The sequence below is a fragment of the Georhizobium profundi genome (assembly GCF_003952725.1).
In the GTDB taxonomy this organism is placed as follows: Bacteria; Pseudomonadota; Alphaproteobacteria; order Rhizobiales; family Rhizobiaceae; genus Georhizobium; species Georhizobium profundi.
In genome coordinates this window covers 2,157,942-2,176,970 of the sequence record NZ_CP032509.1, presented here as the reverse complement: position 1 = coordinate 2,176,970, position 19,029 = coordinate 2,157,942, and the positions used below count along the sequence as shown (strand labels likewise).

The 19,029-nt window shown below is 62.2% G+C and carries 19 protein-coding genes; 6 read left to right on the top strand and 13 right to left on the bottom strand.

Features of this window, described 5'->3' with window-relative positions:
- Entirely contained in the window at positions 1–2,259 is a 2,259-nt protein-coding gene (locus D5400_RS10290) for a putative bifunctional diguanylate cyclase/phosphodiesterase (RefSeq protein WP_126009934.1), read from the bottom strand.
- A gap of 180 nt (positions 2,260–2,439) precedes the next feature.
- Positions 2,440–3,645: an ABC transporter substrate-binding protein gene (locus tag D5400_RS10285; protein WP_126009933.1), complete on the bottom strand. Its 1,206-nt coding sequence runs from the start codon at positions 3,643–3,645 to the stop codon at positions 2,440–2,442.
- 444 nt (positions 3,646–4,089) lie between these two features.
- On the opposite strand from D5400_RS10285, the gene D5400_RS10280 reads away from it, so the two are divergent.
- A complete protein-coding gene (locus tag D5400_RS10280) occupies positions 4,090–5,409 on the top strand; it encodes a DEAD/DEAH box helicase (protein WP_126009932.1) in 1,320 nt (439 codons plus the stop codon).
- 69 nt (positions 5,410–5,478) lie between these two features.
- Here the strand turns inward: D5400_RS10280 and D5400_RS10275 are convergent, their stop codons facing one another.
- The gene (locus tag D5400_RS10275; protein ID WP_126009931.1) at positions 5,479–6,369 is read right to left on the bottom strand and encodes a DMT family transporter; all 891 of its coding nucleotides are present in this window, start codon (positions 6,367–6,369) and stop codon (positions 5,479–5,481) included.
- 198 nt (positions 6,370–6,567) lie between these two features.
- Here D5400_RS10275 and D5400_RS10270 point away from each other — a divergent pair, with 198 nt between their 5' ends.
- The 4 genes from D5400_RS10270 to D5400_RS10255 all read left to right on the top strand — a co-directional run bounded on the left by D5400_RS10270 (position 6,568) and on the right by D5400_RS10255 (position 10,563).
- On the top strand, positions 6,568–7,965 hold the full coding sequence (locus D5400_RS10270; protein WP_164528004.1) for a circularly permuted type 2 ATP-grasp protein: 1,398 nt from the start codon (positions 6,568–6,570) through the stop codon (positions 7,963–7,965).
- A gap of 7 nt (positions 7,966–7,972) precedes the next feature.
- Positions 7,973–8,911 carry an alpha-E domain-containing protein gene (locus D5400_RS10265; RefSeq protein WP_126013071.1) on the top strand — a complete coding sequence of 313 codons (939 nt, stop codon included), beginning with the start codon at positions 7,973–7,975 and terminating at the stop codon, positions 8,909–8,911.
- Between the two features lie 2 nt (positions 8,912–8,913).
- Positions 8,914–9,708 carry a transglutaminase family protein gene (locus D5400_RS10260; protein ID WP_126009929.1) on the top strand — a complete coding sequence of 265 codons (795 nt, stop codon included), beginning with the start codon at positions 8,914–8,916 and terminating at the stop codon, positions 9,706–9,708.
- A 105-nt stretch (positions 9,709–9,813) separates the two neighbouring features.
- Entirely contained in the window at positions 9,814–10,563 is a 750-nt protein-coding gene (locus D5400_RS10255) for a proteasome-type protease (RefSeq protein ID WP_126009928.1), read from the top strand.
- 4 nt (positions 10,564–10,567) lie between these two features.
- On the opposite strand, the gene ureG is transcribed toward D5400_RS10255, so the two are convergent.
- The 6 genes from ureG to ureC all read right to left on the bottom strand — a co-directional run bounded on the left by ureG (position 10,568) and on the right by ureC (position 15,157).
- Positions 10,568–11,203, bottom strand: coding sequence for an urease accessory protein UreG (gene ureG / locus D5400_RS10250; RefSeq protein ID WP_126009927.1), 636 nt, complete (start codon positions 11,201–11,203; stop codon positions 10,568–10,570).
- A complete protein-coding gene (locus tag D5400_RS10245; RefSeq protein WP_126013069.1) occupies positions 11,200–11,910 on the bottom strand; it encodes an urease accessory protein UreF in 711 nt (236 codons plus the stop codon). Before D5400_RS10245 ends, ureG begins: the two co-directional genes overlap by 4 nt.
- The gene (locus D5400_RS10240) at positions 11,876–12,415 is read right to left on the bottom strand and encodes an urease accessory protein UreE (RefSeq protein ID WP_126009926.1); all 540 of its coding nucleotides are present in this window, start codon (positions 12,413–12,415) and stop codon (positions 11,876–11,878) included. The genes D5400_RS10245 and D5400_RS10240 overlap by 35 nt, the downstream gene beginning before the upstream one ends.
- Positions 12,416–12,453: 38 nt before the next feature.
- Positions 12,454–12,864 carry a DUF2177 family protein gene (locus D5400_RS10235; protein WP_126009925.1) on the bottom strand — a complete coding sequence of 137 codons (411 nt, stop codon included), beginning with the start codon at positions 12,862–12,864 and terminating at the stop codon, positions 12,454–12,456.
- Positions 12,865–12,911: 47 nt separating this feature from the next.
- On the bottom strand, positions 12,912–13,358 hold the full coding sequence (locus D5400_RS10230; protein WP_126009924.1) for a host attachment family protein: 447 nt from the start codon (positions 13,356–13,358) through the stop codon (positions 12,912–12,914).
- An 86-nt stretch (positions 13,359–13,444) separates the two neighbouring features.
- The gene (gene ureC, locus D5400_RS10225; RefSeq protein ID WP_126009923.1) at positions 13,445–15,157 is read right to left on the bottom strand and encodes an urease subunit alpha; all 1,713 of its coding nucleotides are present in this window, start codon (positions 15,155–15,157) and stop codon (positions 13,445–13,447) included.
- Positions 15,158–15,299: 142 nt separating this feature from the next.
- Here ureC and D5400_RS10220 point away from each other — a divergent pair, with 142 nt between their 5' ends.
- Positions 15,300–15,938 carry a hypothetical protein gene (locus tag D5400_RS10220; RefSeq protein WP_126009922.1) on the top strand — a complete coding sequence of 213 codons (639 nt, stop codon included), beginning with the start codon at positions 15,300–15,302 and terminating at the stop codon, positions 15,936–15,938.
- Positions 15,939–15,970: 32 nt separating this feature from the next.
- On the opposite strand, the gene D5400_RS10215 is transcribed toward D5400_RS10220, so the two are convergent.
- The 4 genes from D5400_RS10215 to D5400_RS10200 form a co-directional block, all read right to left on the bottom strand.
- The gene (locus tag D5400_RS10215) at positions 15,971–16,276 is read right to left on the bottom strand and encodes an urease subunit beta (protein WP_126009921.1); all 306 of its coding nucleotides are present in this window, start codon (positions 16,274–16,276) and stop codon (positions 15,971–15,973) included.
- An 11-nt stretch (positions 16,277–16,287) separates the two neighbouring features.
- The gene (locus D5400_RS10210; protein WP_126009920.1) at positions 16,288–16,590 is read right to left on the bottom strand and encodes an urease subunit gamma; all 303 of its coding nucleotides are present in this window, start codon (positions 16,588–16,590) and stop codon (positions 16,288–16,290) included.
- Between the two features lie 31 nt (positions 16,591–16,621).
- Positions 16,622–17,479 (bottom strand): urease accessory protein UreD, encoded by an 858-nt coding sequence (locus D5400_RS10205; RefSeq protein WP_126009919.1) that lies wholly within the window; start codon positions 17,477–17,479, stop codon positions 16,622–16,624.
- 98 nt (positions 17,480–17,577) lie between these two features.
- On the bottom strand, positions 17,578–18,981 hold the full coding sequence (locus tag D5400_RS10200) for an MATE family efflux transporter (protein WP_126009918.1): 1,404 nt from the start codon (positions 18,979–18,981) through the stop codon (positions 17,578–17,580).
- Positions 18,982–19,029: the final 48 nt, after the last annotated feature.

Sequence of the window (19,029 nt, the reverse complement as noted above, 5' to 3'; positions counted from 1 at the left end):
TCACACCGCCTCGCGCAACTCCCGCCACGCGGCCTCGACCACGGCCGCGGGCTTTGGCCGGCTGAAGAGATAACCCTGCCCGTAATGGCAGCCATGGGCGAGCAAGGTTTCCGCCTGGGTGCCCGTCTCGACACCTTCAGCCACGACCTGTTTGCCGAGCCGCCTTGCGAGCGTCAGCACCGCCTCGACGATTGCCATGTCGGCAGGCGACGTCAGCATCGAGCGGACAAAGGACATATCCAGCTTGATGACGTCGAATTCGAGCTGGCGCAGATGGACCAGCGACGCGTAGCCCGTGCCGAAGTCATCGAACGCGATCTTGATACCGTGGTCCGACAGCCGCTTGAGGCCCGAAGCGACCGAGGTCGCGCCGGTGGACAGAAGCACGCCTTCCGTCACCTCGACTTGAATGTCGCCGGGCGCAAGCCCCGCATCGGCCATGCTGGAGATCAGTCGGTCGACGAAGCCGCTGCCGATGAACTGGCTCGATGAAACATTGATGGCGATGTTGCCGAAATCAAAGCCGCTCGCCCGCCAGCGCGAGGCTTGCCGGATCGCCTCGTCCATGACGAAGTCGCCGATGCGCCGCGACATCTCGCCATCTTCGAGGACGGGCAGATATTCGCCGGGCGCAGCGTAACGGCCATCCGGCTGACGCCACCGCAGCAAAGCCTCGAACCCGCTAAGACTGCGGTCCATGAGCTTGATCTTCGGCTGGTAGAACAGCGTGAACTCGCCGCGGTCGAGCGCCCTTCGCGCCTCGCTGATGATGTTGAACCGATGGAGCGCCACTTCGTGCAGATCGGAGGAATAGGTGGCGAGGCAATTGCGACCCGCCGCCTTCGCCTTGTAAACGGCGAGATCGGCCGATTGCACCAGTTCGAGCGCATCCTGCATGCGGCCAGGCTCAGCAGGCGCGAGGCCGATGGAGGCCGATACCTGGAACGTGATGCCCTTCCATTCGATCGGCTGCTGGATGACCAGCCTCAAAGCTTCGAGCCGCTCCTTCAAGGTTTCTAGATCGCATTCATCGGCAATCACGAGCGCGAATTCATCACCGCCGGGCCGCACGAGAAGCCAGTCCGGGCCACAATGGCTTCGCAGTCTCGTGGCAATCGCGCGCAGGCAGGCATCGCCGGCAGCGTGGCCATAGCTGTCATTGATGGCCTTGAAGCCGTCGAGATCCAGGATCGCGATACCCGTCGTCAGATGCTTGCGATCCTTGAGATGCTGGTTCGCGGTCCGCAGAAAGTAATTGCGGTTGTAGAGACCCGTCAGCGGATCGCGATTGGCCAGATAATCCAGACGCCCAAGCAGCCGCTTCTCGCGCGTGATATCCTGCATCATGCCGAAACGGCGCACGGGCCGGCCATTCTGGTCGTACTCGAAATCGACCCGGAGGCGCACCCAACGACGGCGGCCCTTCGCCGTGCGCAGGGTGGTCTCGAATTCCAGCGTCTCACGCTTGCGCATCGCTTCGCGCACGGCAACCACGTAGCGCTTCAAGTCCTTCTTGGAATAAAAGCGCGCCATGTGGCTGAAATCGCTGGTCGAACCAATCGGCGTGTGTTCGTCAAGATCGTGGATGCGCTTCAAGATCGCGCTCCATTCGGCCTGATCGGTCAACAGATCGTGGTTGAAGGCACCCATTTCACCGAGCGCGCAGGCTTCGTCCAGCATGCGGTTTTGCAGCGTCAGTGTATGTGACTGCTCTTCGATCGTGCGGGCGGACTGCGCGAGAGACATAGAAAGACGCGCCACGCGCACCGTGTCGCGATGCTGCCTGAGCAAGGCCGTCGCAATGGTTGCCAGCCGCTCCAGCTGTGCCACTTCACGCGATGACAAGGAGCGCGTTTCGGTATCGATGAGGCAGAGCGTGCCGAGGCAGATGCCGGGATCAATCTCGAGCGGAATACCTGCATAAAAGCGCAGATAGGGTGACTGGTGGACGAGCGGATTGCTGCCGAATCTGGCGTCCAGGCTCAGATCCTGAACAATAAGCTGCCTCCCCTGAGCAAGAGTAACGTTGCAGAGCGAATGAAGCCGCGGTGTCCAGCGATCATCATAGCCGGATCGGGAAATGTTCCACTGGACATCCTCGTCTACGATGGTGACCAGTGCACCGCTGACACCAAATATCTCGCGGGCGAAGCTGGTGATGGCGTCGAGATCGGGAAAATCGGATGTGTAGGTAAGGTTGAGCGCGCGAACGGCCTCTAGCCGCTCCACTTCAACCTTGCCGACCGAGCTTATCGTCATGGTTCGCCCCCGCTGCTGTCCATAACAGCTAGCGAGAGCGCGGTTTCGAAAGCGTTACGCGCCGATGCCACAACTTAGCATTTTAGAAGATCCAAAGCTCCAGCCGAAACGAGAAGGGAGCCTGCAGCATCAGCCGCAGGCTCCCCTTCGATACGGGTCGATCCGTAAGCGAAAAATGACTTACGTGGCGGGGCCGACGACGACGAACTCGCCGTTCTCGACCGTCATTTCGTCGAACACGCCGGGCACATCGCCAGCGTCGTCGAATTCGTGGCTGCCGGAAGCGCCTTCGTAGTTGATGTCCTGACCGGCTGCGATCAGTTCGACTGCCTTCTCCCACTCGCCCGGCAGAATGACTTCGCCCGGTTCCGTCGCAATCTCGCGAAGTGCGGTGTTGAGGCCTTCCATTTCGCCGCCGTTCTTCTGCAGAGCGAGTGCGAGCAGGAATGCCGCGTCATAGGACTGCGCGGCGAAGGTTGCGCTCGGATCGAAGCCGGCTTCCTCGGCAGCAGCATCATAAGCAGCGCGGCCCGGCAGTTCCGGGGAGCCCGGACGGGTCGCGATCATGCCATCGGCGCTGGAACCGACGAGCTCGCCAAGGCGGTTGCCCACCATGCCGTCACCGCCGACGAACTGAGAGAAGTCGCCGCCTTCGACGGCCTGGCGAATAAGCGTGCCGCCCGAGCCATCCACATAAGCAAGCACGACGAGGGCTTCGGCGCCCGTGGACGACAGAGAGCCGATTTCCGCGCGATAGTCGGCCTTGCCGTCTTCATGCGCTTCGGAGGCGAGCACCTGGCCACCGGCAGCTTCGAATGCAGCGCCGAAGGCATCGGCAAAGCCCGTGCCATAGTCATTGTTCACGTAGGACACGGCAACGCTCGTGATGCCCTTGTTGAACACGAGGTTGGCGAGAACTTCACCCTGGAACGCGTCTGAAGGCGCGGTGCGGAAGACGAGGTCGTTGTCTTCGAGCGTGGTCAGCGACGGCGCAGTGGACGCCGGCGAGATCATGACGACGCCGCCCGGAACGGCCGCGTTGTTGGCTGCGGCAACGGTTGCGCCCGAGCACATCGCACCGACGATCGCCTTGACGCTTTCGACATTGACGAGACGGTCGGCAGCATCCGATGCACGCGTCGCGTCGACGCAACCGTCGTCGCCGATGACCAGCGAGGCCTGGCTTTCGTCACCGAAAAAACCGCCCTGCTCGTTGATCTGGGCGATGGCCAGTTCCGCGCCTGCCACGATCGGCGGCATCAGGCTTTCGATCGGCCCGGTCATGCCGCCGATGAAGCCGATCTTGAAATCCTCCGCCAAGGCTGCCGTCGTCAGGCTCGCTACAGCCACGCCGGTGGCGAGCGCCGTCTTGAATGCTGGCAACATGTAGTCACTCTCCCTGAAATCTGTCGGAGCGCATCGTTCGTGCGTCCGTCCTATCTTTGACTGTCCTTTCAGGCGTCTCTGCCCAAAAGTTGGCCGATCATAGCGATTGGCGTGCATCTGGAAAGGAGGGGTCGAGAATTTCGACTGGGGCTTCTCGCCAGAGCGCTGATCACCTCCCCCGTCTTGACTTTTGTCGAGGAAAAGACGACATGCGGTTCAGCTTTCCCTTTAGGCCGCCAGCGTGAGCGCGCCATTTCGGGTACATGACCCGATCAACAAGGTTTCATAAAGCGGCAGTTCCCAAGAACGGCGAAGTCATTCGTCGCCCTGGCGCTGAAGAAAGCATTTCCAATCCAAGTTCCCATTTCACGCGGGGTTCTTGAAGTCGCCATTCGGACCAAGACGGTTCCGCGTGCGGCTGCCCACGCCTGAAAGGCATGTATTTTGAACGATTTCACTTCGCTTGGTCTTTCCAAGCAGACACTTGCGCCGCTCGTCGCCCTCGGCTTCACCCAGCCGACGCCGATCCAGGCACAAGCCATCCCACTCGTCCTGAAAGGCCACGATCTGATCGGCCTCGCTCAGACGGGCACCGGCAAGACGGCTGCCTTCGGCCTGCCGCTGATCGAAGGCCTGCTCTCGGACGGCAAGAAGCCGGAGCCCCGCGCCACGCGTGCGCTGATTCTTGCGCCGACACGTGAACTGGTCAACCAGATCGCCGCCAATCTGAAGGCGTTCGTCAAGAACACGCCGCTCAAGATCGGTGTCGTGGTCGGTGGCGTATCGATCAACGGCCAGATGCGCATGCTCGACCGTGGCCTCGACATTCTCGTGTCCACCCCCGGCCGCCTGCTCGATCTCGTGGACCGCAAGGCTCTGAGCCTGCACCAGGTGCACCGCCTCATCCTCGACGAAGCCGACCAGATGCTCGATCTCGGTTTTATCCATGATCTGCGCAAGATCGTGAAGCTCGTGCCCAAGAAGCGCCAGACGCTTTTGTTCTCGGCAACGATGCCGAAGATGATCGCGGATCTCGCCGACAGCTACCTCACCGACCCGATGCGCGTCGAAGTCTCGCCTCCCGGCAAGGCTGCCGACAAGGTCGAGCAGAGCGTGCATTTCGTCACGGACAAGTCGGCCAAGACGAACCTTCTGATCCAGTGCCTGCGCGCCAACCCGGATGGCCTTGCACTCGTCTTCGGTCGTACCAAGCACGGTTCTGAAAAGCTGATGAAGCAGCTCGTCGCTGCCGGTTTCTCGGCCGCCTCGATCCATGGCAACAAGAGCCAGAACCAGCGCGAGCGCGCCTTGAAGGAATTCAAGGACGGCAAGGTTCGGGTTCTGGTGGCAACCGACGTCGCAGCACGCGGCATCGACATCACCGGCGTCAGCCACGTCTACAATTTCGAGCTGCCGGAAGTGCCGGACGCTTACGTGCACCGGATCGGTCGTACCGCACGTGCCGGCCGCGATGGCATGGCAGTCGCCTTCTGTGCACCGGACGAAATCCGCTTGCTGCGCGACATCGAGAAGCTGATGGGCATCTCGATCGCGGTTGCCAGCGGCACGGCTCCGGCCGATCACGCCCGCCCTGCCCGCGGCAGCGGCAAGGGTCCTGGTCGCGGAAATGGCGGCGGACGTGGCAATGGTCAGCGCCCCGAGCGCACCGGCAACGGCGAGCGCCCGAGCGGCCGTTCGCATCGCCGCGTCGGCAAGGGCAAGCGCGAAGGCTCGTCGCAGGGTGGCCAGCGCCGCAGCGCCTGATCCCTGACGTACAGAGATGATGAAGGCCGTCGCTGAACCAGCGGCGGCCTTTTTCTTTGGCCGGTCGTCTCAGGTAACCGGAGCCTTCGGCTTTCGGTTCGTGAGATAGACGCCGAGCACGACCACCAATGTGCCGATGATCATCGGCAGCGGCAGTTCCTCGCCGAAATAGAGGAACGCTTGAATCGCCACGGTCGGCGGCACCAGATAGATCAGCGATGCCGCCTTCGACACCTGGCCGCGCCTGATGAGGTAGAGCAGAAGCGCAATCGCCAGCAGCGACAGCCCGAAGACGGACCATGCGAGCGCGACGAAGACTTCGAAGTTCCAGACGATCCGCATGTCTTCCAGCAGCAACACGAAAGGCGCGGTCACCACGAACGCGCCAAAATACTGCAGCGTGGCGATGGTGCGCAGGTCGCCTGTCTGGAGATAGCGCTTCTGGTAGAGCGTGCCGGCCGTGACCGCGACCATGGCGACGACGTTGACGATGAGCGGCACCGTGGCGGCTGCGATCTGTTCCGGTTCGAGCGCCATCAGATTCGGCACGATGGCGATCATCAGACCGACGAGACCGAGACCGATGCCGAGCTTCTGGCTCCCCGACAGGCGCTCACCGACGACGAAAGGCGCGACTGTGGCCGTGAGCAAGGGTTGGAGTGCGGCGATGAGCCCCGAAAGTGCTGTCGGCACGCCATGCGCGATCGCCCACCAGACACCGCCGAGATAGATCGCATGCAGGAGCACGCCCGAAAACGTTGCGTGCCACCACTGCGCGCGGGTCTGCGGCCACTGGGCCCGAACGATCATGCAGAACACCACGAAGACTGCGGCGGCGGACACGTAGCGCAGGCACAGAAAGAACAGCGGATCGGCGTGCGGTGCCGCATAACGCGCAACGATCCACCCCGTGGACCAAAGCAGCACGAAAAGCGCGGGAGCGATGCGTTCGATTGTCATGGGGAGTGCGGCTCGCAGGCAGAAATTCGCGTCGACCGTTACGCGCGCTGGCGCAACCTGTCAAAGCATGATCAAAGCTTGTGCAACCACGCCTCAGCTTAAGGCATTGTTTTGCCGACGCCCGCAGCCGCTTGCAAAGCCTCCCGCTTTGCTCTTTCATGACTAAAAAGAGGGAGCTTTGATTTGCCGTTCGACGAAATGCTCGACGCCGACAACCGGCCCCGCGGGCCCTATTCGGAGTATATGTCCTGGTACGGCGAGCAGGATCACGCCAGACTGCTGACAAAGTCGCGTGACGCCGAGGCCATCTTCCGCAAGACCGGCATCACCTTCGCCGTCTACGGCAAGGAAGAAGCCGCTGAGCGCATCATTCCCTTCGATATCGTCCCCCGGGTGATCTCCGGCCGCGAATGGCGAAAGCTCGCTCAGGGGATCGAACAGCGCGTCGCAGCCCTCAACGCATTTCTTGACGACATCTACCACAAGCAGGAGATCATCCGCGCCGGCCGCGTGCCTCGCCATCTGATCGAGCGCAACGTCGCCTTCCTGCCGGAAATGATCGGCATGCGGCCGCCCGGCGGCGTCTACACGCACATCATCGGCACCGACATCGTGCGCACAGGCCAGGACGAATTCTACGTTCTGGAAGACAATGCCCGCACGCCGTCCGGCGTTTCCTACATGCTGGAGAACCGGGAAACGATGATGCAGATGTTCCCGGAATTGTTTCACCGGGTCCGCGTGCGCCCGGTCGAAAACTACCCGATGCTGTTGCGCCAAAGCCTGGAGGCATCCGCACCGCCCGGCTGCGCCGACAAGCCTCGCGTCGCAGTTCTGACGCCGGGGATCTTTAATTCCGCCTATTACGAACACGCCTTCCTCGCCGACCAGATGGGCGTGGAACTGGTGGAAGGCCCCGACCTCAGGGTTATCGGCGGTCGCGTCGCCATGCGCACCACCCAGGGCTACAAGCCGATCGACGTGCTTTATCGCCGTGTCGACGACGACTTCCTCGACCCCCTCACCTTCCGGCCGGAATCGGCACTCGGCGTTGCCGGGATCATGGATGTCTACCGCGCCGGCAACATCACGATCGCCAATGCCCCCGGCACAGGCATCGCCGACGACAAGGCGATCTATTCCTACATGCCGGAAATCGTGGAGTTCTATACGGGGCGCAAGCCTCTGCTCGAAAACGTCCCGACTTACCGCTGCTCCGAGCCGGACACGCTGAAATACGTTCTCGACAATCTGGCCGACCTGGTTGTCAAGGAAGTGCACGGCTCCGGCGGCTACGGCATGCTCGTCGGGCCGACAGCGTCGAAAAAGGAAATCAGCGCATTCGCCGCCAAGCTCAAGTCGCGGCCGGGCAATTACATCGCCCAGCCCACCCTGTCGCTCTCTACCGTGCCGATCCTCGTCAAGAAGGGCGTGGCACCGCGCCACGTCGACCTGCGGCCCTTCGTTCTCGTATCGCCGAACCGCATCCAGATCATTCCCGGCGGGCTCACGCGCGTCGCGCTGAAGGCAGGCTCGCTCGTCGTCAACTCCAGCCAGGGCGGAGGCACCAAGGATACTTGGGTGCTGGAGGATTGATGCGATGATGCTTGGACGCACAGCCAACGGCCTGTTCTGGATGTTCCGCTACATCGAACGCGCCGAAAACACCGCTCGCCTGATCGATGCGGGCGTGCGCATGTCGCTGACCGGCACGCAGGGCTCGGACGACGAATGGACCTCGGTGCTGAAAAGCGCCGGTGTCGAAGCCAATTTTCTCCAGCATTACGAGAACGTGACGGGTCCCGACGCGATCGATTTCATGCTGCGCGACGAGCGCAACTCGTCGAGCGTGCTGTCGGTGATAAATAGCGCGCGCTCCAACGCCCGCATGGTGCGCACCGCCCTCACCCGTGAAGCGTGGGAAAGCACCAATGAGTGCTGGATCGACCTGACCTCGCGGCTGGCGCGGCGCGTCAAGGATGCGGATCTGCCGAGCGTGCTCGACCTGATCAAGCAGCGCACGGGACTGATCCGCGGCGCCTTTCACGGCACGATGCTGCGCAACGAAATTTTTAACTTCTCTCGCATCGGTACCTTCATCGAACGCGCCGACAACACCGCCCGCATTCTCGACGTCAAATACTACCTGCTTCTGCCGGCGGTCACCTATGTCGGCTCGTCGTTGGACAACGTCCAGTGGGTGTCGATCCTGCGGTCGGTCTCGGCGCACCGATCCTACGGTTGGGTCTACGAATCCGATCTCAACCCGACGAACATCGCCGACTTCCTGATCCTGAACGGGCGCATGCCGCGTTCGCTCGCCTATTGCCACGAGAAAATCACCAACAATCTCGGCTATCTTGAAACCGAATACGGCACCCGGCACAATGCGCACGACACGGCGCTCGAAATATTGGAGACGCTGCGCAACCGCGATATCCGCGCCATCATCGACGGCGGGCTCCACCAGTTTCTGGAAGATTTCATCCGACGCAACAGCCGTCTCGGCCAAGAGATCGCGGAAGCCTACAGGTTCTATTGATCATGCAAATCCGCGTCAGCCACTCGACCGAATACAATTACAATATCCCTATCTACTACGCGCTTCAGCGCCTGCGGCTGACGCCGCGCTCCGGACGCGGGCAAACCGTCGTCAACTGGCAGACCGATATCGAGGGCGCCCGCGTCGAGGTCACCTATGACGACCATTTCGGCAATCTGACGCAGCTTCTGTCGGCCGAAGGCGATCCGCACATGATCCGGATCATCGCCCATGGCGAGGTGGTGACGGAAGACGTGAACGGCGTCTCGGGCCCGCATGTGGGCTTCGCGCCGCTTTGGCTCTATCTGCGTGACACCCACCTGACACGCGCCGGCAAGCCTATCCGGGACTTGGCACGCGCGATCCCGGGCAAGGACCCGCTGGAGCGGTTGCATGGCTTGATGGCGACAATCAGCGACAGGGTAGCCTACGAAATCGGCACCACGGACGCCCAGACGACCGCAGAGGAAGCGCTCGAGAACGGCAGCGGCGTTTGCCAGGACCATAGCCATATCTTCCTGAGCGCCGCGCGTTACCTCGATTTTCCATCGCGCTACGTCTCCGGCTATCTCTTGATGGACGACCGTACCGAGCAGGTGGCGACGCACGCTTGGGCCGAAGCTTTCGTCGAGGGACTGGGCTGGGTCGGCTTCGACGCGGCCAATGGCATCTCGCCGGACGAGCGCTACATCCGCATTGCCACTGGGCTCGATTTCGTCGACGTGTCTCCGGTTTCCGGTATCCGCCATGGAAATTCCACCGAGACGCTTGCCGTGGCCATAACGGTGGAGCAGTAATTCAGATCGCGAAATTCGGATGCATCTGAGTCGCGCTGCGGCGCGTATAGGGTGACGAACACGGCCGGGGGTGGCCGGCAATCTGATGGCGGGGTGAAGTAAGCGATGACCTACTGTGTCGGTCTTCGGCTCAGGCGTGGCTTGATGTTCATGTCCGATACCCGGACCAATGCCGGGGTCGACAACGTGTCTTCGTTCAAGAAGATGTACACTTGGGAGCGCAAGGGCGACCGGCTGATCACCCTGCTTTCGGCCGGCAATCTCGCAACGACGCAAACCGTCGTCAGCATGCTGGAAGAACGGCACAAGACCGCCGGCGAGCGCGATCCCGACATCTACGAAGTGCCGTCCATGTTCCAGGCGGCAAAGCTCGTTGGGGATACGGTTCGTTCCGTGATCCGCGAAATTGCGGTTGGTGGCGGCTTCAAGAGTGAATCGAGCTTCGGCGCGACCTTCATCCTCGGAGGTCAGATCGCAGGCGGCGAGAGCCGGATGTACCTGATCTATCCGGAAGGCAATTTCATTGAGGCAACCGACGACAATCCGTTCTTTCAGATCGGCGAGCATAAATACGGCAAGCCGATCCTCGTTCGCGCCTACGACCCCGACATGAGCTTCGAGGAAGCAGCCAAGCTTCTCATCGTGTCGTTCGATTCCACACTGAAATCGAACCTTTCGGTCGGGCTGCCGCTCGACATGCAGACCTATGAGACAGGTTCGCTTAAGCGGGGCGCAGAAAAGCGGCTTCTCGCTTCCGATCCGTACTATCAGGCGATTTCGGACGGATGGTCGGAGGCACTGCGGCAGGCCTTTCAGCACCTGCCGAACTATGAAGGCCTCGAACAGGCCGATTGACACGTCATTCGGCCGCTACCCGACGCGTGAGCCCACCTTCTCGCTCCAGCATGGCGATGATGTCGTCCAAGCCTTTCGCTCGACTGAGATCGGTGAAGACGTATGGTCGCTCGTTGCGACTGCGCCGGCAGTCTTCATCCATCTGCTCGAGATCAACACCCACATAGGGCGCAAGGTCGGTCTTGTTCACGATGAGCAGATCCGAGCGCGTGATCGCCGGTCCGCCCTTTCGCGGAATGTCGCCGCCCTGGCACACCGAAATGACGTAGAGCGTCAGATCCGCAAGATCGGGCGAAAAGGTCGCTGCGAGATTGTCGCCACCGGATTCGATGAAGACGACGTCGAGATCGGGATGCCGCCGGTTGAGCTCGGCGATGGCCCGCAGGTTGATCGAGGCATCTTCGCGGATCGCCGTATGCGGGCAGCCGCCGGTCTCCACGCCGATGATGCGGTCCTCCGGCAGCGCCTGCATCCGCACCAGCGCCATGGCATCTTCGCGGGTATAGATATCGTTTGTGACGACGCCGACGGAATACTCCGCCGCCATCGCCTTGCAGAGCTTTTCGGTCAGCGTGGTCTTGCCCGAACCAACGGGGCCACCGATGCCGACGCGAAGCGGACCGTGCAGGGAGTGAGTCATGATCGAAAGAGCCTTGAATGCAGAGTTTCGTGTCTAAGTGACATGATTTCGGATCTGAACGTGCAGGAGCCGAGATCATCGAGGCCGGCCTCTGTCGCGCGTTCCGCCGTTGCGGCGATCAATGGCTCAAGCGAGGCCAGCACCCGCACGCCTTCCCGCTGACCGATCGGCGCAAGCCGGAGTGCCGCCTGAATGAGGTTGGAGACGAAGGCATGGGCGAAGGCCGTCAGCGTGTCGGCAAGCGGCACGCCTTCCCGACCGGCGACCAGACCGACGGCGACGGGATAGGCAAGCTCGCCCGGCAACTCGCCATGATCGACAGCGGCAATCGACGCGCGCGCCCCGGCGGCGTCGAGAAAGGCAGCACCTTGCGCCATGGTTTCCAGATGGCGTTCGGCAGACCCGGCCAAAGCCTCGGCAAGGTCTCCGAGCTCATCGATCAGCCCGGCATCGGCGCAGGACCGCCAGGCCTGCGCAACCAGCACCATGTCGTTCCAGCCAGATCCATGCGCGACGAGATCGGACAGCCAGTTCTCAAGATGATCGCCGCTGGCGATAGCGCCGGCGTCGACGGCGGATTCCAGCCCGTAACTGTAGCTGAAGCTGCCCGTTGGAAAGGCAGGCGAAAGCCAAGCCATCAGCCGCATCAGGCTGCGTCGCTGGTCCTGCGCCTCAGTGATGGTCATGGTCGTGATGGTGCCGATCATGCGAATGGGAATGGCCGTGGCCTGAGCCGTGCTCGCGATGGCCATGATGGTGGTCATGCCCGGTCTCAGCACCGTCATAGGCGCCGCCTTCCGGATCGAAAGGAGCGCTGACGTCCATCACGACCGCGCCCAAGCCTTCGAGCATCTGCCGGATGACGTGGTCGCGCCGGATCAGGATGCGGTCGTCGAATATCTGGGACGGAAGATGGCGGTTGCCGATGTGCCAGGCAAGCCGCAAGAGCGCCTGCGCCGAAGGCTCCTGGGCCCGAACCTCATAGAGCTCTTCCAGCTTGGATCGCACGACGATCACCGCACCGCCGGTCAGTTGCAGCCCATCGCCATCGCGCAGCAGCACCGCATGGGGAAGATCGAGAAGAAACTCCATGCCGCCATCGCTCGCAAGCCGGAGACGCCGCCGGTTCCGCGCGGTCTCGTCAAGCGTCACGCTGTCACGAGCCTCGCCCGACCACTCGCCCTTTTTGAGGACTGAACTTGCTCTTTCCATCTTCGATCCCAGTCATTGCTACCGGGACAGAAGATGCATCATCCGTGCCAAAGCGAGAAGGCGCGGACGACGAAATAGGTGACGCCGGCGGTAAAGGCACTGAGCGTGGCGCCCCACAGCGTGTCGACCACTGCGACCGTGGTATCGAAACCCTTGATGGTGGAGAGGTTCGTCGCGTCGTAAGTCATGTAGCAGAAGAGACCGAAGAGGAACGCGTTGAACACGGTCAGGCCGAAGCTCTCTGCATTGAGACCAGGCGCGATCGCGAAATAGATCAGGCCGATGACGAAGATGGCATAAAAACCCGCGGCAATGCCGAACCGGGGGCGTTCGAGCAGCAGCGATCCAAGGCGATCCTTATAGAAATCGCGCGCCACATAGCCGAGCCAGATGGCGTCGATCGTCAGAAAGACGACCGCCGCGACGAGGTAGACCCAAACGAATTTCATGACGCTTCCTCAGCCGCGGCGTTGTTGCTCTCAAAGACAGTACGCAGCTAGTGCAGAAGCAGATTTTCGATTTTGTCGATCGAGTGATTTGTCAGCGTTTTCGGGATTTCGCTGATGATGCGATCGAGCACCTCCTGATGCATCGCTTCACGCATCTCTCCGAGGACCTTGGGTGGTGCGACCAGGATCAACTTATCGAAGCGATCGGCATGGGCGTATTTGTAGAGGCGCTCTGCGATCTCCTTCGCGAACCGCTCCTTGCCCAATTGCTGCCAATCGGTTGTCTCGACGCTCGAACGGCCGGGTCCGGCCGATTCATGCACGCGACCGGGGCGATCCGTGCCCTGCTCGCGCGTGGGCGGATTGTCCTGTTCCATCTCCCGGAAAACCTGGAGGTTGGGGTGTTCCGCATCGCCCTCATTGCGCAGGAACAGCGCCTTCTCTCCGTCGGCCACGACGACCCAGCCATCGTGCTTGAGATTGATTCCGCTCATGTTCGACCTCCGTGATTGAATGGAAGGCCAACGTGATGCGGCTGATGAGGTTCCTCATTGATCGAAGTCAGGAATGCGGCATTTGGTCAGAAGAGGAAATAGCGCTGGGTCATCGGCAGCACGGTCGCGGGCTCGCAGGTCAGAAGTTCCCCATCCGCGCGCACCTCATAGGTTTCCGGGTCCACTTCCACATGCGGCAGCGCATCGTTGAGCTTCATGGAGCGCTTCGAAATGCCACCGCGGGTGTTCTCCACGGCCAGCATGCCTTTTGTAACGCCGAGCCGGTTCTGCAGCCCGTCATCAAGCGCCGCCTGCGATACGAACGTGACCGATGAGGCGGCCGGACCGCCGCCATATCCGCCGAACATCGGCCGGTAGTGCACCGGTTGCGGTGTCGGAATGGAGGCGTTGGGATCGCCCATGGGCGCGGCGGCGATCGTGCCGCCGAGCAGCACCATGGCGGGCTTCACCCCGAAGAATGCCGGATCCCAGACGACGAGATCGGCGCGCTTGCCGACCTCGATCGAGCCGATGTGCTTGCTGATGCCGTGGGCGATGGCGGGGTTGATCGTATATTTCGCGATGTAGCGCTTCACCCGCGCATTGTCGTTGTCGCCGGTTTCGCCGGCGAGCCTTCCGCGCTGCCGCTTCATCTTGTCGGCCGTCTGCCAAGTGCGGATGATCACTTCACCGACGCGCCCCATGGCCTGGCTGTCGGAGGCAATGATCGAAAAGGCGCCGAGATCGTGCAGAATGTCTTCGGCAGCGATCGTCTCCTTGCGGATCCGGCTTTCGGCGAAGGCCACATCCTCCGGAATGGACGGCGAGAGATGGTGGCACACCATCAGCATGTCGAGATGCTCGGCAATGGTGTTGACCGTGTAGGGCCGGGTCGGGTTGGTGGAAGACGGGATGACGTTTTCCAGCCCGCAGACGCGGATGATGTCAGGCGCGTGGCCGCCACCTGCCCCCTCGGTATGAAACGCGTGGATGGTGCGGCCTTTCAGCGCTTCGACCGTGGATTCCACGAAGCCGCTTTCATTGAGCGTGTCGGTGTGGATCATCACCTGCACGTCGAACGCATCGGCCACCGACAGGCAGCAGTCGATCGCCGCCGGCGTCGTGCCCCAGTCTTCATGCAGCTTCAGCGCGCAGGCGCCACCGAGCACCATCTCCTCCAATGCCTTGGGCAGCGAGGCATTGCCCTTGCCGGAAATGCCGATGTTCATTGGGAAGGCATCGAATGACTGGATCATCCGGCCGATATGCCATGGCCCCGGCGTGCAGGTGGTGGCGAGCGTACCATGGGCGGGACCGGTGCCGCCACCGAGCATCGTCGTCAGCCCCGACATCAGGGCTTCCTCGATCTGCTGCGGGCAGATGAAGTGGATGTGGGAATCAAAGCCGCCTGCCGTGACGATCTTGCCTTCGCCGGCGATCACTTCCGTTCCCGGACCGACGATGATGGTGACGCCGGGCTGCGTATCGGGGTTACCGGCCTTGCCGATGGCGGCGATCGTGCCGCTCTTCAGCCCGATGTCGGCTTTGTAGATGCCTGTATAATCGACGATGAGAGCATTCGTGATGACCGTGTCGACCGCGCCATCCGCGCGCGCCACCTGGCTTTGGCCCATCCCGTCGCGGATGACCTTGCCGCCACCGAACTTCACCTCCTCGCCGTAGATCGTATGGTCTGCCTCCACCTCGATGAACAGTTCGGTATCGGCCAGGCGCACCTTGTCGCCGACTGTCGGGCCGAACATGTCGGCATAGGAAGCGCGGTCAATCCTGGCGGGCATGGCAATGTTTCCCTGGATGCATATTGAAAAGCGAAGCGAGAACAATCACGTTCGACATCGAACCCCGAACTGGGCTATGAGCGCGGCGAGCGCCTTCGGCGCATTTCGAATAGCCACAGCAATCTTTGTCAGGATGGAAAACGTGACCACGACGAGCAGACGAAACGCGCATGGCGGTGTCTCGCACACGGGCAGGCTTTTGGCGGCGACGGTACTCGCCGGAGCACTTGCCTTCTCTGGTCCGGTTCTGGCGCAGAGCTTTGACACCCAGGACCCGTCCGAGAGCATCGCGGACTCCGAGATTTCCGTTGAAGGCACGCGCGCTGCCGAGCGGCTCGAAGACCTGATGATGTCCATCGAGAACCTGCCTGAAAGCGTGGATCGGGTGAAGATCATCACCAACATGGAGCGCATCGACGTCGTCTATCTGAGCGACATGATCGACGGCGGCGCGCCGGCCGAACTTGAAGAGGCGGTCACGGAAAACGCCGAGCGGATCGACGAACTTCAGAACGGCCTGGAAGGCAGCGCGATCTTCTATAACGCGCTCTCCTCGCAGCGGGTGAACATCGCCGACGTCGTGTCGATTCTGCTCGATGAGCCGGATGCCACGATCTTCGTACGCGGCGTCGCGCCGAACTCGGGCGTCAGCGACGAGACCATCGAAGACAGCGACGAAGCACCTGCCGAAGACGACGCTGCGATGCCGGCCGAAAGCGAAACGCCGGCTGATGCCGATGCGCCGGCCGACACCGAAGAACCGACCACTCAGCCGCAATAATTGCGGCGACGGCAACTGGAGCGCATGGGCAATCAAAGCTTGCCCATGATCTCTTGGCGAAAGCCATAGATGGTGCGGTTGCCGGAAATCGGCACCAGCGTCACATCACGCATTTGTCCTGGCTCGAACCGCACAGCCGTTCCCGCGGCGATATCGAGGTGCATTCCGCGCGCCTTGTCCCGGTCGAACTGAAGCGCCGGATTGGCTTCGAAGAAATGATAGTGGCTGCCGACCTGGACGGGCCGGTCGCCTGTATTCGCCACCGTGATCGTGGTGGTTTCCGCACCGGCATTCAGCTCGATGTCACCTGCGGCCGTGATGATTTCACCTGGGATCATGAGCGCGGCTCCTAGCGGATGGGCTGGTGGACGGTGACGAGCTTGGTGCCGTCCGGGAACGTCGCCTCGACCTGCACGTCGTGGATCATTTCGGCGATGCCTTCCATGACCTGTTCCCGCGTGATGACGCCGGCACCCGCTTCCATCAGCTCCGCCACGGGACGGCCATCGCGCGCTCCCTCCACCACGAAATCCGTGATCAGCGCGATCGCCTCCGGGTAGTTCAGCTTCACGCCCCGCTCCAATCGACGGCGCGCGACGATCGCGGCCATCGAGATCAGCAGTTTGTCCTTTTCGCGCGGCGTCAAATTCATGTCGATCCAATCCTCAAGCCTCGAAAGCGGCTCATGTCGTCCATATTTTGGGCAGGCCTGCCCGTCCATTAAGCAGGGCGATCAGCCGTATCAGCCGTTTGCGCAGCTCGTAGCTGCCCGGTGCGATGATACGGGCAAGAAGTTTGCCATGTCCGCCGACACGCCAGGCACTGGCTCCGCCGTCGTCACCGATAACTTTACGCACCCCATCGAGCTGCGTCTCGACGTCGCTTCCGATGACCAGCACGGTCGCAATCGCGCGTGCTCCGTTTGCAACGGCGCGGTGGCCGAGAAGCGCTTGCACATCACCGTCCATCGCCACGTCTTCGCCATGCACGAGCCGTCCATTGACCCGAATGCGCCAACGGTCGCGATAATGTGCCGCCAGCACGTCCTCGCCCATCGCCTGGCGGCCGAAAACGAGCGGCTCGACCACAAGGAGCCGGGCGCTCGCAACAAGATCGGCCGACAACGAGCGCTCGAAGGACGAACGGTCGAAGAGGATCGTTTCCTGCGGCAGGAAAGCGAGGCTGCCCTCAGCGGCGATTTCGACGCGGGTTTCGACGCGCGCGGCGGGACCCGTCGTCTTGTAGATGCGTTCGCAGGCTTGCGTGGTCACACTTGCCCCGGCGCCCTCTCCGACCGCGATCGACCAGTTCATGCGGTCCCCGCCCGTCAAGCCGCCGGCGGTGTTGATGAGCACCGCCTCCAGCGGCGCTCCGGGAGCTGCCCGCGGCAACCGAATCTTGGCGCAACCATCCTGATAGAGCACCGCCAGGCGATTGATCCCGCCTGCGCTTTTCACGGCGATGCGGCCATCGCCCCGCGCGCGCTGGAGCGTGGGCACCGTATGTGCGACCGGCAAAGTGTTGGGGCTGAGTTGGAGCATGCGCCGCGCAGTTTACCCAACGCTAGTCCATGCGCAACGGCGTCATGCGTAATTTCTGAGCGCAGGGGCTCACTGCATGCAAATTGTGCGCTCGGGCTTTAATCGATGAGCCCGAGCTGTTCGCGTTTGCTGAAGCGCAAGGACAGGAAAACGGCGGCAACAGTCAGTCCGGCCGCCAGCCCGAACCAGATGCCCATGGCCCCGAAACCGAGCGGGAATCCGAAGACATAGGCTGCCGGCAGACCGATCACCCAATAGCTGACGATCGCGATGATCATCGGCATGCGCGTGTCCTTCAAGCCGCGCAGATTGCCCGCTGCCACAGCCTGGATGCCATCGACGATCTGGAAGGCCGCGGCCACGTAGAGCAGCGGCACCGCAAAGGCGATCACTTCGGCGGCGTTCGGATTGGTCTCGTCCATGTAGAAGCCAACCAACACGTCCGGGATCAGAAGGAAGGTCGTCGCTGCGACAAACCCGATCGCTGCAGCCAAGATGACGCCCGACCATCCCGCACGCTGCAGTCCCGTCCAGTCGCGTTGGCCATGGGCAACGCCTACCCTGACGGTGACCGCGCTGGAAAGCCCGAGCGGGATCATGAACGCGATGGAGGCGAGCTGCAGTGCAATGCCGTGTGCGGCGAGCGGAATCGTGCCGAGCCAGCCGACCATGATGGACGAAGCCGCAAAGAGCCCTGCCTCGGCAATGATCGTCAGCCCGATCGGCCAGCCGAGGCGCACCACGTCGAAGAATGCCGGCCAGTCGGGACGCCAGAAGCGGACGTAAAGCTCGTACTTCTTCAGCACATCCTTGCTGCTCGTGTACCAGAAGAGCCACGCGGCCCCGAACAGATTGGTACCCAGCGAAGCGACCGCCGCGCCGACGATGCCGAGCGCTGGAAAGCCGAAATTGCCGAAGATGAAGAGGTAGTTCAGCCCGATATTGAGGAAGACGCCGACGAAGGTGGCCCACATCAGCACATGTGCCTTGCCGACGACGGCCAGATAAGACCGCAGGCCCATCATGATCAGCGCCGGGAACATGGCCCACTGCGCAACGCGCATGTATTCGCCTGCCAGCGCGGCGATGGCCGGCTCCTGGCCGAGCGAGAGCAGGATCGCTTCGGTATGCCACAGGGGCAGCATGACGAGCGCGGCAAAGAGCATTAGCACCCAAAGCCCCATACGCACCGATCGTCGCACGCCGCGGATGTCGCCTCGGCCTTCGGCGTTCGCCGCAACGGGCATCACGGCCTGGGCAAAGCCGACACCGAAGATGAAGACGAGGAAGAACCCCTGCGTCGCCAGCACCGTGGCGGCGAGCTCCGTCGCGCCGAGCCAGCCCACCATCACCGTGTCGCTGATATTGATCGCCATGTGGCCGAGCTGGGCGCCGATGAGCGGCGTCGCAAGCAGCATGCTGGCGCGCGCATGACCGAACCAGGTCAGACCAGGACGAATGGCTGTCTGCTCGACGGCAAGCGCGTCGACGCGGGTATCCATGGTAGTCTCCGATAGAAAACGGCGCGCCGGCTCATTGGCCACGGCGAC